The sequence below is a fragment of the Mycobacterium ostraviense genome, from assembly GCF_002705925.1.
GTDB classification, from domain to species: Bacteria; Actinomycetota; Actinomycetes; order Mycobacteriales; family Mycobacteriaceae; genus Mycobacterium; species Mycobacterium ostraviense.
In genome coordinates this window covers 4079251-4096028 of record NZ_NKRE01000001.1, presented here as the reverse complement: position 1 = coordinate 4096028, position 16778 = coordinate 4079251, and the positions used below count along the sequence as shown (strand labels likewise).

At 64.3% G+C, this 16778-nt stretch carries 15 protein-coding genes; 6 read left to right on the top strand and 9 right to left on the bottom strand.

Features of this window, described 5'->3' with window-relative positions; genetic code table 11:
• Positions 1-6: 6 nt before the first annotated feature.
• Positions 7-984 (bottom strand): class I SAM-dependent methyltransferase, encoded by a 978-nt coding sequence (locus tag CDN38_RS19205; RefSeq protein WP_233026942.1) that lies wholly within the window; start codon positions 982-984, stop codon positions 7-9.
• Positions 977-2977 (bottom strand): hypothetical protein, encoded by a 2001-nt coding sequence (locus CDN38_RS19200; protein ID WP_075510627.1) that lies wholly within the window; start codon positions 2975-2977, stop codon positions 977-979. Before CDN38_RS19200 ends, CDN38_RS19205 begins: the two co-directional genes overlap by 8 nt.
• Before the next feature lie 362 nt (positions 2978-3339).
• Between CDN38_RS19200 and CDN38_RS19195 the strand changes: the two genes are divergently transcribed.
• Positions 3340-4617 (top strand): glycosyltransferase family 4 protein, encoded by a 1278-nt coding sequence (locus tag CDN38_RS19195; protein ID WP_233026941.1) that lies wholly within the window; start codon positions 3340-3342, stop codon positions 4615-4617.
• Here the strand turns inward: CDN38_RS19195 and CDN38_RS19190 are convergent.
• Positions 4553-5620 carry a polysaccharide deacetylase family protein gene (locus tag CDN38_RS19190; RefSeq protein ID WP_099319118.1) on the bottom strand — a complete coding sequence of 356 codons (1068 nt, stop codon included), beginning with the start codon at positions 5618-5620 and terminating at the stop codon, positions 4553-4555. The two genes, CDN38_RS19195 and CDN38_RS19190, sit on opposite strands and share 65 nt — an antisense overlap.
• Before the next feature lie 300 nt (positions 5621-5920).
• Here CDN38_RS19190 and CDN38_RS19185 point away from each other — a divergent pair, with 300 nt between their 5' ends.
• The gene (locus CDN38_RS19185; protein WP_233026940.1) at positions 5921-6943 is read left to right on the top strand and encodes an FkbM family methyltransferase; all 1023 of its coding nucleotides are present in this window, start codon (positions 5921-5923) and stop codon (positions 6941-6943) included.
• Positions 6944-7036: 93 nt separating this feature from the next.
• Positions 7037-7783, top strand: a complete 747-nt coding sequence (locus tag CDN38_RS19180; protein WP_180276352.1) for a class I SAM-dependent methyltransferase — start codon at positions 7037-7039, stop codon at positions 7781-7783.
• A 29-nt stretch (positions 7784-7812) separates the two neighbouring features.
• Here CDN38_RS19180 and CDN38_RS19175 read toward each other — a convergent pair whose 3' ends face one another.
• The 5 genes from CDN38_RS19175 to CDN38_RS19155 form a co-directional block, all read right to left on the bottom strand.
• On the bottom strand, positions 7813-8499 hold the full coding sequence (locus CDN38_RS19175) for a class I SAM-dependent methyltransferase (RefSeq protein WP_099319117.1): 687 nt from the start codon (positions 8497-8499) through the stop codon (positions 7813-7815).
• 168 nt (positions 8500-8667) lie between these two features.
• A complete protein-coding gene (locus CDN38_RS19170; RefSeq protein ID WP_233026939.1) occupies positions 8668-9426 on the bottom strand; it encodes a class I SAM-dependent methyltransferase in 759 nt (252 codons plus the stop codon).
• Between the two features lie 76 nt (positions 9427-9502).
• Positions 9503-10513, bottom strand: coding sequence for a glycosyltransferase family 4 protein (locus CDN38_RS19165; protein ID WP_233026938.1), 1011 nt, complete (start codon positions 10511-10513; stop codon positions 9503-9505).
• Between the two features lie 107 nt (positions 10514-10620).
• On the bottom strand, positions 10621-12057 hold the full coding sequence (locus tag CDN38_RS19160) for an O-antigen ligase family protein (protein ID WP_180276351.1): 1437 nt from the start codon (positions 12055-12057) through the stop codon (positions 10621-10623).
• Positions 12058-12089: 32 nt separating this feature from the next.
• Positions 12090-13472, bottom strand: coding sequence for a tyrosine-protein kinase domain-containing protein (locus CDN38_RS19155; protein WP_075510620.1), 1383 nt, complete (start codon positions 13470-13472; stop codon positions 12090-12092).
• A 308-nt stretch (positions 13473-13780) separates the two neighbouring features.
• Between CDN38_RS19155 and CDN38_RS19150 the strand changes: the two genes are divergently transcribed.
• Both CDN38_RS19150 and CDN38_RS19145 read left to right on the top strand, forming a co-directional pair.
• Positions 13781-14596, top strand: a complete 816-nt coding sequence (locus CDN38_RS19150) for an FkbM family methyltransferase (protein ID WP_408633034.1) — start codon at positions 13781-13783, stop codon at positions 14594-14596.
• 14 nt (positions 14597-14610) lie between these two features.
• Entirely contained in the window at positions 14611-15165 is a 555-nt protein-coding gene (locus tag CDN38_RS19145; protein WP_075510619.1) for an MmyB family transcriptional regulator, read from the top strand.
• Here CDN38_RS19145 and CDN38_RS19140 read toward each other — a convergent pair.
• A complete protein-coding gene (locus tag CDN38_RS19140) occupies positions 15136-15846 on the bottom strand; it encodes an alpha/beta fold hydrolase (protein WP_233026937.1) in 711 nt (236 codons plus the stop codon). The two genes, CDN38_RS19145 and CDN38_RS19140, sit on opposite strands and share 30 nt — an antisense overlap.
• Before the next feature lie 388 nt (positions 15847-16234).
• On the opposite strand from CDN38_RS19140, the gene CDN38_RS19135 reads away from it, so the two are divergent.
• Positions 16235-16717 (top strand): hypothetical protein, encoded by a 483-nt coding sequence (locus tag CDN38_RS19135; RefSeq protein WP_075510618.1) that lies wholly within the window; start codon positions 16235-16237, stop codon positions 16715-16717.
• Positions 16718-16778 lie beyond the last annotated feature (61 nt).

Here is a 16778-nt window from a genome sequence, read left to right as displayed (position 1 = left end):
CGAATTTCATTTCTCGGCGACGATGGACAGTGTTTCGGAGAAAACGCCGAACTTGGAAAACACTTTTCCGCACCCATGGCGCAATGCGGCAGCGCGCAAGACACGCAGAAATTTTTCAGCCAATAATTCGGTCCGCAGAAATAGACTCTCCGTCGCGTCCGGCCCGGCGAATCTTTTCACGCCGAACGCGGTGAGCATCATGCGGAATCGCCTGGGTACGAATCCAAAATGTGTGGAGCGGTAGCCGGCTCGCTCCGCGGCTTCCACCAGTTCGCGGCAGGTGTATTCTTTCAGGTGCATCCCCGCCGCCTCGCCGCATTTGAATACGCGCGAGATGTCGTGCGGCCCGGTATATCGATGAGGGGTGTTGAAGATATACTTACCGCCCGTTTTCAATATCGTGCGGACGCTGCGTAGATGATTATCCAGATCGTCGGGATGGATATGCTCGATGACCTGGTCGGAGACCACGACATCGTAACTCTCGGGAGGCTCGAACGCATCGAGGTGCACGCCGTCGGATATCCCCCAGGAAAGATTCGCGCAGGACTCGGGTATCAATTGCTGTCCCCGTTCGCAAGTGATCTCGGTTCCTCTGCAATCATAACCACCGGCCGCCAGGTATGAAATGAGTCCGCCCTGGCCGGAACCGATTTCATAGATCGATTTCGGTGGCTGCCCGATCAGGTCGAGCCATCTCCCGAATTTCTCGTGGGGCGTTTGCGGATCGGCTTTTCCGGCAAACTGATTGAGCCACTCTAATTCCGCGTAAAGGCGGGTGTAGCAGTGATCGAAAGTATCCCACCGGTCTTCGGGGTTCGATTGACGCAGCTCTGCCGTCAATTCTTTTTCCAGATCCCAATGAGCTAATATCATCTGCTCGGTGATGTGCACCTCGGCCGGAATGCCGTAGGTCTTCTTGTAGCGTGAGATTAACTTGTTTCCCCTGGGTTCCACTGATATTCCCTGTTGACTGTCAGCCACGCAGCCTTCCGCGGCGGCTGCGCAGCACGATCACCGCTGCACCGACGACGGCCACCGCTGCCCAGGCTCCGCCGAACCACCACAGCCATCCCCAGTCCGAGTGACTCTCGGATGCGGCAACCGGGCCGGGCGTGCCCAGGCGGTCGACGGTTACCGGGTCTTGTCCGGGTACCGCCACCAGCGCCACACCTTTGACGCTCGGCCACCGACTGCTGTCGGCGTCGAGCCATCTGAGGAGCTCGTCGAGCTGCGCGGACGCGCCGTTGGAGGTTGCGATCAGCAGCGACCGGCCGCGGTTGAAGACCGTCTGGAGAGATGCGAACCGCAGTGTCGGGTCCAGTGTCAGCTTGGCGGGCTTGCCGTCGGACCCGAAGGCGTTGATGGTGATTGGCCCGGTGGGCCCCGCGGACACCGGAAGCACGATGTCGGGGTGGTTCCACCCGTCAGCGGCGATCACGATCGCCGGATTCGACGACTCGATCGCTTGTCGCGGGCTCGTCACGGCGGTGTCGATGGGGATCGAGCTGGTTCGCTGCAGCCCAACCATGATGTCGACGGCGCGCGCGGTGTCACTGAACGAGTGGGGCTCGATGCCCACCAGGACCTTGGGCATGAGTGCCTGCGGCACCGATGACAGGCCGTCCGGCACCGGCGGCCTGGCGGGGCTGCTCTGCACGGTGGTGTCGCCGTTGATGGTCAACGAGAGCAGCTGGTCTCCGGCGCCGGCGACGTAGAAGTCTCCGCAACGTCCAACGTTGCCCGAAATGTCCAGCGTCACAGTAAGACCGGTCCACCGCTGCAAGAGCCGATCCGGGACGTCGATCCAGCGGTCAATGACGCCGTGGCCGTCGGTCGGCCAGTGGTCGATGATCTCCGGGCCGACCGTTACCGCTATCTGACCGCCCATAGTGGTCGGCGTCGGAGAGTAGGACCCCCGCAGATGCACTCGCACCGAGTGGATGGATCTGCCAAACCGGGTCTGGTCCAGCCCGATCACCACCCGGGGTTGCAGCCCCGTGGAGTTGACCACGGGCTGCCCCAGCTCCCGCAGCGTGGTGGTGTCGCCGGGCAGTTGGATGCCGGTCTGCAGCGATGTGGCGACAGCCTTGGAAGCCAGGGCCAACCCGGACAGGTCGCTGAACAGCAAAGCTGTGTCGGATGTGTTGCTCGGCCCCAGCGGTCCGGAGATCAACAACCACGGCACGCCGGTGGCGCCTTGAAGCGAAAGCCCGTTGTCGGATCCCTCTTTGACCACGATCTGGCGTTCCTGGGGTAGCGGCGGCGTCGGCGGCGCGGCCTGCCCTTCTTTCAACGGCACCAGGGCGATCTCCGGGTTCTGCTTGCCGTAATGCGCGGCGGCGGAGGTGGCCACTCGAATTGCCGTGTCGGACTCGGCCGCCGACGGTGATTCCGGCACAAATATCGTCAGCTTCCGCAGCACCGGCGGCAGGAAATGGGCCACCGTGGTGGGTGGCTGTTCGACCCCGGTGTAGCCGACAGTTCCGTTGATCAGCCGCAACGGGCTCCACGGGTAGACGCAGAATCCCTCTTGCGGCACCAGATGTGCGCGCAGCAACACCGTCGCCGAATCGTTGATCACTTGGGCTCCGGCCAGCGGGATAACGATCGGCGCTTGGTCGGTGGCGGGCACGTTCACCTTCGCGATCTGGCGCTCGTCCTGCGTGACGGTGATGATCCCGGAGCGCAGGTTGATAGGCGGTTCGACGATCGCGTTCAGAGCTGCCGGTGTCAGCCCGCGCGGGACCGGCACGCTCAGCTGCACGGTGCCGTCCAAGCCGTAGAAGGTCATGGTGGAGCTGGAGCCGATGTCGGACAACGCCAGCGTCAACGAGGCCGTCGTTCGGGCCGGTTCGCCGGGCTCGGTCGTGGTGCCCGGTTCGGTGGGCTCGGCCCATGATGCGGGGGCGCCGACGGTCAACAATCCGATGACAGCGGCCAGTGCAATGACTCTGCCCATATATTTCCGACCCATCACCGGAACAGTATGCAGTGTTGAAGCCGCGTCGAGAGCAAATAGACATGATTCGCGGGTACCGCTCACCGCGTACCCACTGAGCCATTTGTAAGGCCGGGCCGAGGTAGCCAGGGTGTCGTCAGTGGCCAGGCCGAATGATGTACGGCTGAGCCGGATTAGCCGGTTTTTCGACGAGCCCGAGACGCGCGATCACTCGCCGTCGGGGCGGACAAGCTGATATTTAGCCCAAGTGGTTGCGGGTCGGCGGTGGCAAGGCGCCCGTATGCATTGCCCGCTCGCACGAAGTCCGTGCGGCTTGGGCCGAAACGGCAAAGTCCCCCATGATGCTTGCTAGAGTTCCGGCTGATCAAGGTGTCGCGGTGGCAGCCGGGCATGAAGTGCCCGCCCGGGGACGCAGCCAGAACCAGGAGGCCCCGTCGTTGCCTAGACTACGGCTCCGCGAGAACAACCCAGGTGCCAACCAATCGATAGCAACAGGGCCGGTCCGCTACCCGATCCGGGTACTTACGGTCGGGACCGCGCCGACTGGACCCAACAGCCGCGGCGGCATGGCGGCGGTAACGAAATTGCTGATCGAGGACAACGACCCGCGGTTTCACGTCCGCTCCGTGCCCACCTACGTCGATGACTGCCTGCCCGCTTGGCTATGGACGGGGATCTCGGGCATGCTCAAGGCTTCGGCGCTGCTGTTGGCCGGCGCGGTCGACGTACTGCATGTCCACTTTTCGTTGCGCGGCAGCGTCGTCCGCAAATCCTTACCGCTATTCGTAGCGCGAATGCGGGGCATCCCGACGATCGTCCATTGCCACAGCTCTCACTTCTTCACCTGGTTCGACAGGCTGCCGTCGCCGCTGCGCCGCGCCGTACGCGCCGCGCTGCGCGCCGACTATGTGGTGCTGCTCGGCGAATCTCATATGGTGGCGTCCTCCGGGAGACTCGGATTCGAGGTGTCCAAAGCCCGACTCCTCTACAACCCCGTGGTCATGCCTCCCGATGCGCCGTCGCCGCGCACCCGCCGGCCATTGTCGGCGGTGTCTTTGGGCAGATTGGGCACCAACAAGGGAAGCTACGACCTCGTCCGGGCAATCGGTTTGCTGCCCAAGGACATTCGGGCCAACCTGCGGGTGACGCTCGCCGGTGACGGCGAGGTGGAGCAGGTACGTGAGTTCGTCCGCGCCAATGGGCTCGACGACACCATCGACGTCGCCGGGTGGGTCGGCCCCGCAGACCGGGACCGGCTGTTGGCCAAATCGGTGATCTTCGTGTTGCCCAGCTACAGCGAGGGCCTTCCGATGGCGTTGCTGGAGGCGATGGCCAACGGGGTGGTACCGGTGACCACGCCAGTGGGCGCAATACCGGAAGTGGTGACCGACGGAGTGAACGGTGTGCTGGTCAAGCCCGGCAACCCCGGACAGCTGGCGGCGGCGCTGCAGGAGCTCATCGTCGATGACGAGTTACGCAATCGTCTGGCCGGGGCCGCTTACGCGCGCGCCGGCATGTTCGACGTCGAGCGCTGGCGGGAAGCACTGCACGACGTGTGGCTCGCCGCCGCATCGCGGCGACGCCAGGCTTTCAGCCTGCGCTGGCCATCCCGCGGCTGCCGCCATAGCGGCGCGGCAGCCCGCCAGAGACCGTGAGCCGAAAGTAGTCGAACGACGAATCGCTGCCGACCGCCAACCGCGGCAATGCCAGCGGGTCACAGCGTCGATGGGCGAATCCCGCCGTGGTCGTCAACGCCCAGCGCACGCCACGACGGCGCAAAACGTCCTTGGCGCGGGCGTCGAAATCCTGTTGCCGACCATTAGGATAAGCGAAAATTGTTGGTGTCCAACCCGTCTCACGCTCGATAGCCGCGCAGGAATCCGCGATCTCCCGCTCGACCTTGTCATCGCTGCAGCGGGCGAGGATCGGATGGGTCACCGTATGCGGATACAGCGTCACCAAGCCGTCGCTGGCAATCTCACGCGCTTCGTCCCAGGAGAGCATCCGGAACGGACCGCTGTCGCCGCCGTCGCGGTACCCCAGCACCCGGAGAACCTGGTCCAGCACGGCAATCCGTTGCGGGTCGGCAAGGTTTTTCAATCGCTCGACCGTGGTCGCGTAGACCGCACCGCGGTTGGCGGTACCGGCAAGCGATCGAGTGCCCAGCCCCAGGACGGTCAGATCGACCTGAGTCGCATTGGTGCGGGCGATCGCCAGCCAAAGCCGGTCGGGCCACAGGGCTTCGTCACTGCCAATCAAGCCCGTCGCCAGGAACACCGCCGCGGGCAGTTTCAGATCGCGCAACACGGGGACCGCATGCGTGGCGAGGTTACGGGTTCCGTCGTCGAACGTTATCGCCATGGCGCGCGGCGGCAACGTCCCAGCCGCAAGGCGATCGAGGGCCTCGTGGAGCGGAAGGACGTTGAAGTGCTTGCGGATGTACTCGAGTTGACGTCGGTACAGCACCGAGCCGAGCACATGCCAACACGCCGGCGACAGCGGTTCGCTTTCCACACCGTGGAACATCACGATGGCGAGCAGGTTGCGGTGTCGCCGCCGGGCGAATGTCGGAACACCGGCGGCACACAGCATTCCAGCCGCAAAGTTCTTGAGGGAGGCGCGGGTCGCGGGCGGCGCGAGGTCCCTAAGTCGTGCCATCACCCATCGAACTCTAACGACCGCTCCCTGGGTCGGGCTGCAACTTTGTGTTCGGATTGTTCGCCAGGTGGCACGGTGTTGCGCGGGCCGGTCGAGGACCGGGCCGGGAATGGACCGGTGTCAATTGAATTTGCTGCAATGGCCATCTTCCACAAAGGCGCCCGGTATTGTGTGTCGGTGCCCGCCTTCGACACGGTGGTCGACGAGGACGTCCTTATCTGCCCGCGTTGGGCCACCCCGGTTCGCCGTACAGATGGCCGGCGGTGATGCGCCATTGTTTCGGCGCGACTGAAACGCGTGATGACTGGCGCCGTCGCGGAGTGGAATCTGCTGTTTACCCAGATCACCACAGCAACCGGTGGTGATCGATTGAGCAGCACACTATGGGACATCATCTCACCGTCGCGGCTCACTCACATCGTGGACGTCGGAGCCAGCCGGCGTTGCGGCGACTGGCCGTATGCGTCGATGCTCAACACCGGCCTGTGTCTTGTGACCGGGTTCGAGCCGGGTCGGGAGGCGTTGCTCGAGTTGCAAACCAGATGCGGCCCCAACGAGCGCTACCTGCCGTTCGCGCTGGGCGACGGCAGCTCCCAGACCCTCAAGGTCTGTCCGGCACCGGGGGCGATGACCAGCCTGCTCGAACCCGACGCGCTGACGCAGGGGCTGTTCAGTCTCTTCGATCGGTTCGGCCGGGTCATCGAGCGCGTCCCACTGGACACCCGCCGCCTCGACGACATCCGCGAAATCGAGCATCTCGATTTGCTGAAGATTGACATCCAGGGAGGTGAGCTGGCCGTCTTTCAAAATGGGCGCAGCAAGCTCGCCGACGCGGTGGCAATTCAGACCGAGGTGTCATTTATTACCCTGTACCAACACCAGCCCCCATTCGGAGAGGTCGATTTGGAGCTGCGGCGTCAGGGTTTTGTTCCGCACTGCATCCCCGGCGACGTGCAGAAATGGGTGATCGGCGACTTCGCGGTCGGTGACCCCTTCCGGCCGCTGAATCAGATCTTGGAGACCGATATCGTCTATGTGCGCGACTTCGTCCATCCGGACGGGATGACCGACGAGCAGCTGAAGCATCTGGCGATGATCGCGCATTACTGCTATGGGTCGTTCGACCTCGCGTTGCGGTGTGTGCGGTTGCTGGAGGACAGGCGCGCGGTGGAGGCGGGGAGTTCACCCCGGTATCTGCAGCTTTGCAGGCGGACCGTTGGTTACAAGCGAGCGATCTGGTGGGCGCAGTACAGTGCGGCCCGGCTGAAATATCGATTGAGGAAACGGGCCAATCCGGCCACCAGCGCCGATGGTCTTAGCTGAAGTGGTGCGGCCCACAGGTGACGTCCGCAGCCGCCGCTACGGTTTGGGTCACGGACGGGAAGCCGGTCGTCAACGAAACTTGCGGAGGACCAAGTGCGTACTCGGACGGAGTTGAAGACCGTCGACACCTACAACGAAGAAGTGACGCTCGTTTCGTCGATCATCAAAGGTCTTGGCGGCCCACTGGAAATCCTCGAAGCCGGTTGCGGGCTCGACTGGCCACTCGATCTCGAAGGCGTCGACTATCGGCTGACCGGTATCGACCTCGATGCCGATGCGCTCCAAAGCCGTATCGACAAGATGGGAGACCTGGACGAGGCCATCATCGGCGACCTGACGGAGCCGGCGACAATTCCGCCCGGCCGCTACGACGTCATCTACAACTCGTTCGTGCTCGAACACATACCTGACGCCGAGCGCGCCCTGGTGAACATGGTCTACGGGCTCAAGCCGGAAGGGCTGCTGGTGCTGCGGATCCCGGACCGGGACTCGGTATACGGCTGGACCGCCAGGCGCATGCCCTTCGGGGTTCATGTCGCTTATTACCGGTACTTCGTTCGTTACCCGGGCGCTGGGAAGCCGGGCCACTCGCCGTTTCCCACCTACTATTCGTCCCTCATTTCCCGTGACGGGATACGCGACTTTTGCGACAGAAACGGATGCTCCATCTTGGAAGAGCGCGGCCACACCTACTATGTGCGCGGCACCGGTGCTCGGGTCCGGGTGACTCGGGCATACGCGAAAGCCTTGTCGGCCTTGTCGTTTGGTGCTCTAGCGTGGCGGCACAACAATCTCACCTACGTGATACGCAAGTCGCCGCCTGCCCCGACCGAGGGTTGACCAAGCTTCATCCCCGGCGACCGAAAAACCTACGCCGGTCCGGTTTGAATGGCGACCAGCGACTTGATCAATCCAGCAAACCGTTCGTACCAGATGGTCGACGACGGGAAGTATCGACGCATCTGCGAAATACCAATCAAATCAATCTCATCGACCTGTTCCTGCGCCTCCGCACGAGTGTGCGTTCGAATGTGGCCGCGGTTCCAGTGCATCGATATCTGCACGCGCGCCTCGTAGGGCAACCATTGCATGCCGGGAAAAAGCCAGTGCGGTTCGATCGGAAAATAGCGATACGGCGTCTGCACCCAATGGCGGTCGGCCAGCGAGCGGACGTTGTCAGCCAATCGTTGGCGCCGCACGTGGCCGCCCACATGTTCGAGCAGCGAATTGGAATACACCAGATCGAAGTGGTCGCTTGCGATCGCGGCGGGCAGGTCGCACGCGTCCGCCTGGATCGCGACGATACCCTTGACCGGACCCTTGACCGGACCCTTGACCGGCGACTCCTGCGGCAGCAGGTTCACCACCGTGACCGATGTCGGCAGCACCGGCGCCAATCGCCACGACTCGGGTGTTCCGCCGAGGTCCAGCACTCGCATTTCCCGCAACGACGGGAAGGTCTCGATGAGGTGCCGCCACCGTCGCGCCCGAGCGCGCCCGGACAACGATCGTCTGGAATTGACGCCCGTAGCGGCATCCCGCAACCAGGTTGACATTCGCCCCGACTCTTTGAGGTCGCCCCTCCATGAATCTACATTGCGGCGTTCCAAACACCTGCAGCCGGCAAGTACCGCGTAGCGAGAGTAATCTGTCGCGCCGCCGTCCGCAAGAGCGCAATGTATTCAGACATAAAGCGAGACTGGGCAATTCCGGCCGGAATCGACTTATGACGATCGGACGCCGAAGACGGCATAAATACTGACCGTGGTAAATCGGTCGAGCCGCCGGAACCGCTTGCGAGCCTTCTCGAGTACCGGCAGTAACCGTTTGTCGCCGCAGTTGTAGGCCAGGCGAATCATCCGCAGCCCGCTGTCATCGAACGCGGCCCGGAACTGGTCGGGAGTATTGCCGTTGAGGCCGATGTCCAACAGCGAGCCCACCGGATGTCCGTTGTGCCGGGCGGCTGCCGCATACACCACGCGCTTGGGCAAAACCGCGTGCGCCCACGGCACTTTCAGCCCGGTACGACCATGGTCGCCGTAGGGGCTGTAATACAGCGGACTGAAACCTGCGTAGAGAATTCCCTGCGGCCGGGCCAACTGCTTGTCGAGCGCCTTCAGCAACGACGCGACGTCCGGGGCATGCTCGAAGGTGTCCTTGGAAACGATCACGTCGAACGGTTCGGCTACCGGGAGAGACATCGCATCGGCTGCTCGAAATGTCACGCGGCTTTGCACCTGGGGAAATTGCTGCGCCACCTTGCGGTTGGCGAATGCGATGAGGTTCTCGTCCAGATCGACACCCAGCACATTGGCCCCCGCTTGAGCCAGTTCTATGGACAGCGCTCCGAGGCCGCAGCCGACATCGAGCACGCGTTTGCCGGCCCAGTCGGGGGCCGCGACTCCCAGCCGGCGCCAATACTCTTTGTTGGACTCCGTCTGCAATTCGAAGAACTGCTCGGCGTACTCTTCGCTTTGCGTCAACGCGGCGCTTCCCGTCTGTGCGATGTTGTGGCAACTGAATCTAGCCGGTTCACCAATACCGTCGACACGACTCCACTTATCGAGAAAGTGCCGGCGGCTTGCTCGCCAGACAGGTCCACAGTTGCGTCAGCCGCTGATACCAGAGGTCGAGTCCGAAGTCGCTAGCCCGGTCGCGCGCGGCGCTGCCCAGGCGGGCCCGTAGTTGTTCGTCGGTCACCAGTGCGCTCAGCGCTTCCGCAATCTCACTGGGGCGGCCGGGGTTGACGATGAGCGCGTCGACGCGGTCACTGACCACCTCCCCCATGCTGCCCACCATCGTGGTCACCGGCGCCAGCCCGTGCGCCATTGCCTCCAGCAGCGCCACCGGCAGACCTTCGTTGTAGCTGGGCAATACGAAAACGTGTGCGCTGCAGAGCAATTCGTCGCGTGCCACGGGTTCCAGCCAGCCCGCCACCCGGATCGTCGCACCGAGCCCGGCCCTGCTGACCGCCGCGCGAACCTCGTCGACGTCGCCGTCGCCGGCCAGCGTCACCCGCAGCCGACTGCGTACCGTCGCGTCGAGTGAGTCGATGGCGGCGATCACGTCATAGCTGCCCTTGCGTGCCCCCAGCCGACCCATCGACACGGCGTGGACCGGCTCCGCACCGAACTGGGTCACCGGTGTGTCCGGAATCCGGACTGCGTTGTGCAGCACGCTGATTCGACTGTCCGTCAACCGCAGCCGGTTCGCGTAATCCGCGACGTGACCGTCGCCCAGCACCAGCCAGCGATCGGCGACCAGCATGCGCCGCACCGCTGCCTGGAACAGCGGCGGTAGTCGATCGAACCAGCCGCCGAAGTCGTAGCTGTGGGCGTGCACCACCGTCGGTATGCCGGTCAGCCGCGCGGCGCACAGCGGCAATGCTTTGCGGATCACGCTACCGCCGTGCGCCAGGTGAAGGTGCAGAACATCGGTGTGCCCGCGCAGCACCAGCCAGGTGGCGCGCACCATTCCGTGGACACCGACCCACAGCCGCCGCCACCGGGGTTCGTCGACGAACGTCGGCACCACCGTGACGCGGATTCGCTCGTCCGGATGTGCTGCCATGAGCGCGATCACCGCCGCCATGCCGCCCCGGCTGTCCGCCGCGGCCGGCGCCGGGCCCACCACAAGCACCCGCAGCCTGTCCGGCACCGAAGTCTCCCCGACCGAATTCACCTGAGTCCACCGGTGAGCACCGGCGCCCGGTCAACGGCCGTGTCGTCCGTTTCCGGGCCCGTGGGCCGCACGCCGGCGTACCCCATCGTCGCTCCCAGGGCCAGACCCAGCGAAACGGCGTCCGTCGGCATCTCCGGCAACGGCCACACGGTGGACATCGCGAGGAGGCCGGCGCTGACCGCCGCACTGATCTTCGCCGGCGCCGAGGTCCGGCGCAGCGCCCGAAACAGCGGCGTCAGCGCAAACACGGCAAACGCCGCCATGCCCACCACCCCGGCCTTGGCAAGCCACCACAGGTAGAAGAGGTGAGAGTAGGTCGGATAGAACTTCATGGTGAACTCGTCCGGGTCGTTCCCGTACGGCAGCTGGTAGGCGTAGCCCAGACCGTGGCCGAACAGCGGCGCCTGCGCGATCGCGCGGTCGAGGTTGTCGACTTCGCGTAGCCTGTCCAACGTCGATGGGTCCACCGCCAGCGCCCCCGTCGAAACCCCGCCGAGCACCCGGCGATTGAATGCGCTGAACTGTTCGGCGACCCACGCCCCGGTCGACGAACCCTTCAGCAAGAACAGCGACCACGCCAGCGTCGCCGCAATGACGACCGCACCGATCATGGTAAGGGTGACCGATCGGCGCAGGGTTGACCAGCTGAAGCCGGCAAGCAAGGCGACGACGGCGGCCACCGCGAAAGAGATCAACGGGTTTCGGCTGAATGACAGCAGCGTGATGATCAACGCGGGTGGGCCCAGCGCCAGATACATTGCGGGCCTGGCTCCCCCGACGATCGCGGCGGCGATCAGTGCGGTCAGCACGGCGGTGGCCGGTGTCTGGGCCGACAGGATGATCCGGAGGGCCTCGCCGGCACCGGTACCCTGCACGGTTTCCGCCCGGCCGGCGAGCCGGATGGCATGAAACGAACCCACGATCGCCATGGCCGCCGAAAACCACAGAATCACGGCCATCGCGCGGATCGACCCGGTGACGTAATTGCCCTTCACGATCAGCAACGCAAGGATGAACCCGGCGACCATTTCGAGCAGCGTCGTCGATTCACGAACCACCACCCAGGCGGCATTTCCGGCGGCCAATCCGGCGGCGGTCGACAACACCACGATCAACGCGAACATCCCCGGCAGGGCGAAGTCGGAGAATCGCGGTTTCACGACTGGGATCAGGTAACAGATCGCCAGCACCAGCGCCGCCTGGTAGGCGTAGATCACCGCCGGGCCGACGACCTTGCCGACATGCAAGCCGGCCGGCAGTGCCGCGAACGCCCAGAAAAGCGCGACCCAGACCATCGCTTCGGGCTTTGCCCAGTACACGACCAGGCTGAAGATCGCGGCGATCAACATCAGTCCCTGGCCGGTCTGGCGTACCGCGAACACACCGACCAGAAAGCACCCGAACAGAAAAGCGGCGAACACTGCTCCGGTCATCACCAAGCGATGGCGATCCCGCAGGTAGAGAATCACGGCGACCCGCTGACCTTTGCCCGATAGATCCGAGCCGCGGCTCTGGTGTGCCGGGGCACTCGGGCGTCGGTCAGCACGGTGCCGGCGAGCTCCGCGCCGGCCGAGCGCAGCGCGGTCAGCGCGTCGTTGAGTTCCTCGACGGTGGTGCGCCCCGCCCGCACCACCAACACCGTGGCCTGAACGCCGCCGGCCAGTAGGCCGGTGTCGGCCGTCGCCAGCACCGGCGGCCCGTCGACCACCATTCGGTCGAAACGCGACGACAGGTCGGCCAGTACGGTGTCGATCACTTCCGGCAGATACGCACTGCAGGGCGAGGTCTCGCGGCGGACGAATCGGGATGCGAGGATGAACAGGTTCGAAATCGGCGTGGGCTTCACGGTTTCGGCGGCAATAGCGGGGTTGGCCAGCGCGTTGGTGAGTCCCTCCCCCGATTCGACTCTGAGCAAACCGGCGATCACGGGTCGGCGGGTATCGCCTTCGACCAACAGAACGTCTTCGCCGAGTTCGGCAAGCGCCAGCGACAAGTTGAGCGCTGTCGTCGTGGTTCCTTCGCCGCCGAACGGCGCCGCCACCAACACGCGACTGGCCTCAGGTCCGATGGCCCTGAGCAGTCGGGCGCGCAAGCCGCGCACCGCGTCGTCAGCCGTGACGTCGGTGCCGAATCGCGTTGTGGTGCCGTGCTTTCCGGGCAGCTCGGCCAACGTCGGCAGACCGGAAAGTTGTTCCAACTTCCCGCGGCTGCGGACGGTGCGATCGCTGGCTTCCCGGGTCAGTGCCACCGCGATGCCAAGCAGCACCCCGGCGGTGAGTCCCATCGCCATGTTGCGCAGCGGCAGTGGCCTGCTCGGACGACTAGGTATCTCGGGCTGCTTGATAACGATCGCTGTGGCCATCGGCAGCGGCTTCGGCGGCTGGGGTGCGTCCCGGCCCTGCGGACGCGCGTTCACATCGAGGGTCGGGACCAGCGTGGCAAACGAATCGGCCATCGCTCCGGCGAGCAGCGCGGCCCGCCTGGGATCGGTATCGGTGACGGTGATCGTGAACAGCATCGATTTCGGGGTGTATCTCACCTGGGTATTGCTCACCAGGATGTCGCCGCTGATCGGGAGTTGGAGCCGACTGACCGCGCGCTCTGCTACGGCACGCCCACCGGCGATCTCGGCGTACGACGACAACCGGTCTTGTGCAGCCTGCCCGCCCCAGTACACCTCGGTGACGTCGGTCGCACCGGCAATCGAGATGAGAACGGTGGCCGACGACTGGTAAGCCTTGTTTTGGAAGAGGGTGACGGCTGCCGCGCCGGCCAGACACGCCAGCAACGCGGCCGCGACGAGTTTCCAGCGTGTGAGGAGGGTCTGAACGAAGGTGCGGAAATCCATCCACTGCCCTTTCTTGACCCGATGCCATCCGAATAGGGCCGATACGGTTCACTGCGCACCCGCCGCGCCAACCGCGAGCACATTATGCAGCATCGTCGTGCAACGTATCGTCAAGATCGCTGCTTCCGGCCGAACAATCGAAAATTTTGCTGACGCCCGGTATGCCGCGCCGCGGCTCGCCTGCTTGTAAGGACAGGTAGGGAGTCGGTGAGCATAGCCTGGGATCCAAGCCGCGGCGGATGTTCACGCCCCGCAACCGCGTAACCGTGGCGGATGCCGATGAACGCCCTGCCGGTGATCGGGAGGAAATGCTGCTGAAGACAACACAAGTGCCCGTAGCACGTGCGGTCAAACGATGGCTCGCCCCGGCAGCGAAAGCTGTCGCGCCACGCTTGTTCTGGCGGCGGAAATACCGTTTGCTACAACGTCTGGGCCAATCCCGCCCGGACGTGCGGCTGGCGGCGTCGTTATGCGATCCGGACCGCGTTTCGCTGGACATCGGAGCCGACGTCGGCGAGTTCACGACCGCGATGTTGGCATCGTCGCGGTCGGTCATTGCGTTCGAGCCCCGGCCGGCCCAGGCCCGCGATCTGGCGGCCATGTTCGCTGCGGTCGGCGCCGCGGTGCGGGTCGAAGCCGTGGCGCTGTCGGATAAGCCCGGCGTGACCGCCATGCGGGTGGTCGAGTCGGAACCGGGCCGGAGCACGATCGACACCGACAATGTCCTCGGCGACGTAGATGGCAGCAGCATCCGGTGCATCGACGTGCCGGTCAAGCGCCTCGACGATCTGCAGCTGGATGACGTCGGCCTGATCAAGATCGACGTCGAGGGCCACGAACTGGCCGTGTTGCGCGGCGCCGCGGAAACGCTCAGGCGCAACCGGCCGACGATTCTGGTGGAAGCCGAGGAACGCCATCGCCCCAACGCCGTTGCCGAGATCACCGCGTTGTTGGAGAGCTTCGGCTATGCGGGCTACTTCGAATCCGGTGACGCTCGGCTGCCGGTCGGGGAGTTCGACCCGACGCAACATCAGAACCCGGCAAACATCGGCGGCCCGGATGAACAGTGGGCGATTCACGGCGTCTACGTCAACAACTTCGTGTTCGTGCCTGCGGAGGGGTAAGGCGGTCATCGTTGGTGGGGCTAGCGGATGCGCTGAAGCTGTCGGATTGGGAGACCCACTATTTGTTCGCCGCGTCCGGTGTGATGCTCCCCGATCCGATGCTCGACGACGCCGAAGCGATGCGGACATATATCGATGCGCTGCTACAACCCAATCCGGCGCTGGTCCTTGACGTGTCATGGCGGATCGCGGCATACAACCGTGAGTGGCAGCGCCTGTTTAAAGGCGTGTGGCTGACCCCGAGCATGCACCAGTGGCTGTACGTGTCCACGACGTCGCGGTCGATCGTGCGTAACTGGGATGAGGTTTCGCAGTGGTGCGTCGGGTGGATGCGTTATGGGATGGCGGTCGATCCTGACACGGTTGCGCCGGTGGTTCGCATGCTCATGTCGATCACGGTGTTTCGCCGGGAATGGCAGGCTCAGGTGATCCCCGTCGACCCGGCGACGCAGCCGTGGATCGTGCACGACCGCGACAACGGGTGCGAGTCGACGATCGACATGCAGGTATGGCGGGCATCGCCAATGCCTGGCGCTCTGCTACTCGGTGCGATCCTCGATACCCGGTAGCCACGCTAGGATCTCGGCGGCCACGCGCGGGTCGAACGCGAACGTGATCGCATGCTGACCAGTCTCGATGGGCACGAATCGGCTGGGGCCGCTCACGTTGTCGGCGACCTCCTTGCCGAGGAACATCGGCACGAAGATGCCCCGCGTCGAGTGCACAACCAAGGTGGGGCAGGTGATTTTCGGCGGCTGCTCAACGAAGCGGGGGCGCGTCGCCAGCGCATTGGCGGCGGCACGGTAGTCACGCCATGCGCTGGCCCGCCAGCGGGCCATCAGCTCGGTCGCCGCCTGCGCGCTGGCGGTGGCTCTCTGGGCGGCCGGCTCGAAAATCTCCGGGGTCGGCCCCTGTGTGCACCAGATGTCCATCGCCGCGACGAGAGCGTCGTTCTCGCCGTCAAGCGCGGCGTCGGCGGTCGGGCCGATCAATGCCAGCACGCGCACCCGGTCAGGCGCCAGCAGCGCGGTGCGCAGCGCCACCACCGCGCCCTGGCCCTCTCCCACGAAAACGAATCGGCCGATACCGAGATGGTCGGCCAGGCCGAGCACGTCGCGGGCCGCATCCTCGTACGTGCAGGGCTGCTGGTCGTACACGGTTTGGCCGTGACCACGCAGATCAAACGCCACTACCCGATAGCCCGCCTCGATCAGCTTTGATGTGAGCGGTTCAAGCGATGCAAGGTCCATGAGCGTGGCGTGGGTCGCGATGATCGCTGGACCCGCGCCGGTGTCGGTGTAGTGGATCTACTGGTTGTTGATGGCGGCTGTCGGCACGGGCGGAAACTGTAACAATCCCCGCTTTGCAGTCATAACTCCATCCATGGGTGCGCCACTACCCGGGCCCGGCTGGCACCCGGACCAGCGTGGCGTAGGCCGCGCGTATTGGGACGGGCGCCGCTGGCAATCCAAGCCTCAATCAAATCGCCAGCTGATTCTGACTCTCGGTCTCGTTGGTGTTGTTGTGCTTGCCTTCGGCGGGGCATGTGCCGTCTCGGCAATGAGAAATCATGCAGGTCGATCAACAAAGTCCACTACAAGTTCGGTCGTGGCCTCGTACACAATCCCGCCATTACCCGTGATCATTCCGACGCCACCCCGGGCCACCCCGCCCGCCAAGATTGTTGGTCGAGGCACCCAGACATGGGCGGAAGCGGACTCATCCTGCGAATCGATTACGGCCAGCTCCCCGATCGACCTACAGTCCACCCGTGTCGAGGTTGGACAAATACCCAGCTATCCCGGAACGACCGCGCGGGTCACCATGGCGTACAGCGGACAGCCACCGTCTGACGAGACCGTGCTTTGGTCATTGCTCGCGAGCAACGCATCCCACAAGACGGTGCAACTTGGCTACAAGACGCTGAACGGTGAGAAGATAGCCCACTTCTGGTACGTCTGGGGCGAAGGGATGCAGCACAACATGAGCTGGCTGGTCAACGACCGGATTCCGGGAAAGGTCGTGCTGTATATGCCGCATCAGGCGCTTGTCGAATTGGGCGATCAATGGTCGTGGTCATCGGTACTCAACATAGATGGCATGGACGTCGACAGCTGTTGATCACACGGCCATTTGTCTACCTCGCACTTGCCATAAATGTCTAGTTTAGACTAGACTAATG

Bases quoted from the DNA above. Each gene is read 5' to 3' on its own strand.
- CDN38_RS19200 (WP_075510627.1), bottom strand. From the start codon at position 2,977: ATGGGTCGGAAATATATGGGCAGAGTCATTGCACTGGCCGCTGTCATC.
- CDN38_RS19190 (WP_099319118.1), bottom strand. From the start codon at position 5,620: ATGGCACGACTTAGGGACCTCGCGCCGCCCGCGACCCGCGCCTCCCTC.
- CDN38_RS19185 (WP_233026940.1), top strand. From the start codon at position 5,921: ATGACTGGCGCCGTCGCGGAGTGGAATCTGCTGTTTACCCAGATCACC.
- CDN38_RS19175 (WP_099319117.1), bottom strand. From the start codon at position 8,499: ATGTCAACCTGGTTGCGGGATGCCGCTACGGGCGTCAATTCCAGACGA.
- CDN38_RS19165 (WP_233026938.1), bottom strand. From the start codon at position 10,513: ATGGCAGCACATCCGGACGAGCGAATCCGCGTCACGGTGGTGCCGACG.
- CDN38_RS19160 (WP_180276351.1), bottom strand. From the start codon at position 12,057: ATGACCGGAGCAGTGTTCGCCGCTTTTCTGTTCGGGTGCTTTCTGGTC.
- CDN38_RS19155 (WP_075510620.1), bottom strand. From the start codon at position 13,472: ATGGATTTCCGCACCTTCGTTCAGACCCTCCTCACACGCTGGAAACTC.
- CDN38_RS19150 (WP_408633034.1), top strand. From the start codon at position 13,781: ATGCTGCTGAAGACAACACAAGTGCCCGTAGCACGTGCGGTCAAACGA.
- CDN38_RS19140 (WP_233026937.1), bottom strand. From the start codon at position 15,846: ATGGACCTTGCATCGCTTGAACCGCTCACATCAAAGCTGATCGAGGCG.